The organism is Ancylomarina sp. YFZ004, assembly GCF_054254355.1.
Genome location: NZ_JBTCHQ010000026.1, coordinates 1 through 3,160, shown reverse-complemented (window position 1 = coordinate 3,160; position 3,160 = coordinate 1). Strand labels below are relative to the sequence as shown.

The following is a 3,160-nucleotide window of genomic DNA, read 5'->3' as shown; positions in this document are numbered from 1 at the left end:
ACAAGCATAATAATAAGTAATTAAGAGCGTATGGCGGATGCCTTGGCTCTCAGAGGCGATGAAGGACGTGATAAGCTGCGATAAGCTTCGGTGAAGTGCAAATAACTGTTAACCCGAAGATTTCCGAATGGGGCAACCCACTCAGCAATGAGTATTCTATTTATAGAAGGCAAACCCGGAGAACTGAAACATCTAAGTACCCGGAGGAGAAGAAAACAAAAGTGATTCCCTTAGTAGTGGCGATCGAAAAGGGACCAGCCCAAACCAGTATTGTTTCGGCAATGCTGGGGTTATAGGACTACAACATGATAAAGTGCGTGAAGTGAAATGCTTTGGAAAGAGCAGCCATAGAGAGTGATAGCCTCGTACACGTAAGCAATCTGCATCTAGTAGTATCCTGAGTAGCGCGGAACACGAGAAATTCTGTGTGAATTTGCCAGGACCATCTGGTAAGGCTAAATACTCCTGAGAGACCGATAGTGAACAAGTACCGTGAGGGAAAGGTGAAAAGCACCTCGAATAGAGGAGTGAAATAGTACCTGAAACCATACGCTTACAAGCGGTCGGAGCACCTTCGTGGTGTGACGGCGTGCCTTTTGCATAATGAGCCTACGAGTTACTCCTCACTAGCAAGGTTAAGGTCTTCAGGACCGGAGCCGAAGCGAAAGCGAGTCTGAATAGGGCGAAAAAGTTAGTGGGGGTAGACGCGAAACTTGGTGATCTACCCATGGTCAGGCTGAAGCTCTGTTAATCCAGAGTGGAGGGCCCAACCCGTTGACGTTGAAAAGTCTTGGGATGAACTGTGGGTAGGGGTGAAAGGCCAATCAAACTGAGAAATAGCTCGTACTCCCCGAAATGCATTTAGGTGCAGCGTCAGAGTTTAGAGTTATAGAGGTAGAGCTACTGATTGGATGCGAGGGCTTCATCGCCTATCAAATCCAGACAAACTCCGAATGCTATAACTTATATCTGGCAGTGAGCCCGTGGGTGCTAAGGTCCACGGACGAGAGGGAAAGAACCCAGACCATCAGCTAAGGTCCCCAAATGTATGCTAAGTTGAACAAACGTGGTAAGATTGCATTGACAGCTAGGATGTTGGCTTGGAAGCAGCCATTCATTTAAAGAGTGCGTAACAGCTCACTAGTCGAGCGATCTTGCGTGGATGATAATCGGGCATAAGTATACTACCGAAGCTATGGACTTACGTTGAAAGATACGTAATTGGTAGGGGAGCATTCTAAACAGCGCAGAAGGTGTGTGGTAATGCATGCTGGAGCGTTTAGAAAAGCAAATGTAGGCATAAGTAACGATAATGCGGGTGAGAAACCCGCACGCCAATAGACTAAGGTTTCCTGATCAACGCTAATCGGATCAGGGTAAGTCGGGACCTAAGGGGTAGCCGAACGGCGAACTCGATGGACAATCGGTTAATATTCCGATACTCGCTATAACTGCGATGGGGTGACGAAGAGATGACAATGCCGCGAACTGACGGAATAGTTCGTTGAAGGCCGTATGCTATGAGAGATGTAGGCAAATCCGCATCTTGAGCTGAAAGCTGATAGTACCGCAATGCTTCGGCAGCGTGGATAGTGCATGTAATTTGACTTCCAAGAAAAACCTCTAAGCTTCAGGTTATAGTGACCCGTACCTCAAACCGACACAGGTAGTCAAGTAGAGTATACTAAGGCGCTCGAGTGATTCATGGCTAAGGAACTCGGCAAAATAACTCCGTAACTTCGGGAGAAGGAGTGCTGACAGCAATGTCAGCCGCAGTGAAATGGCCCAGGCGACTGTTTATCAAAAACACATGGCTTTGCAAAAACGAAAGTTGAAGTATAAGGCCTGACACCTGCCCGGTGCCGGAAGGTTAAGTGGAGATGTTATCCTCGGAGAAGCATTGAAATGAAGCCCCGGTAAACGGCGGCCGTAACTATAACGGTCCTAAGGTAGCGAAATTCCTTGTCGGGTAAGTTCCGACCTGCACGAATGGTGTAACGATCTGGGCACTGTCTCAGCCATGAGCTCGGTGAAATTGTAGTATCGGTGAAGATGCCGATTACCCGCAACGGGACGGAAAGACCCCGTGCACCTTTACTGCAGCTTCACATTGATTTTGGGTAAGTAATGTGTAGGATAGGACGGAGACTATGAAGTGGGTTCGCTAGGACTTGTGGAGTCAACCTTGAAATACGTCCCTTTGCTTATCTGGAGTCTAACGTCTGACGACGGACAGTGTGTGGTGGGTAGTTTGACTGGGGTGGTCGCCTCCAAAAGAGTAACGGAGGCTTCTAAAGGTACCCTCAATACGTTTGGTAATCGTGTGAAGAGTGCAATGGCACAAGGGTGCTTGACTGTGAGACCGACAAGTCGATCAGGTACGAAAGTAGAGCATAGTGATCCGGTGGTTCCGTATGGAAGGGCCATCGCTCAAAGGATAAAAGGTACGCCGGGGATAACAGGCTGATCGCTCCCAAGAGCTCATATCGACGGAGCGGTTTGGCACCTCGATGTCGGCTCGTCACATCCTGGGGCTGGAGAAGGTCCCAAGGGTTGGGCTGTTCGCCCATTAAAGTGGCACGCGAGCTGGGTTCAGAACGTCGTGAGACAGTTCGGTCCCTATCTGTTGTGGGCGTTAGAAATTTGAGAGGATCTGACTCTAGTACGAGAGGACCGGGTTGGACTAACCTCTAGTGTATCTGTTGTGGCGCCAGCTGCATTGCAGAGTAGCTACGTTGGGCAGGGATAAGTGCTGAAAGCATCTAAGCACGAAGCCTACCTCAAGATGAGATTTCTTTAAAGGGTCGTTGGAGACGACAACGTTGATAGGTTGCAGATGTAAAGGCAGTGATGTCAAAGTCGAGCAATACTAATTACCCATAAGCTTATGAATGCTGAGGTCCATGGTTGGATTCTTATACTGAATTATAACTACTTTTTGTTTCAATATGTCTATGATATTTGTTGACAGCTAGTGCTTTGCACCATGCTTTTAGTTAACTGAAGATTTCAGGTATCTATAGCAATGGGGTTCCACCTCTTCCCATCCCGAACAGAGAAGTTAAGCCCATTAGCGCCGATGGTACTGCCGAAAGGTGGGAGAGTAGGTCGATGCCAACCTTTAAGCGTCTTGTTTCTAACGAAGCAAGACGCTTTTTTT

2 rRNA genes are annotated in these 3,160 nt (G+C 47.9%); both read left to right on the top strand.

Annotated elements, in window-relative coordinates:
- The first annotated feature begins 10 nt into the window (after window positions 1–10).
- Window positions 11–2,893: ribosomal RNA gene (locus ACXR6G_RS20030) — 23S ribosomal RNA — on the top strand.
- Window positions 2,894–3,009: 116 nt separating this feature from the next.
- Window positions 3,010–3,120 (top strand): 5S ribosomal RNA (rrf, locus tag ACXR6G_RS20025).
- The last annotated feature ends 40 nt before the right edge of the window (window positions 3,121–3,160 follow it).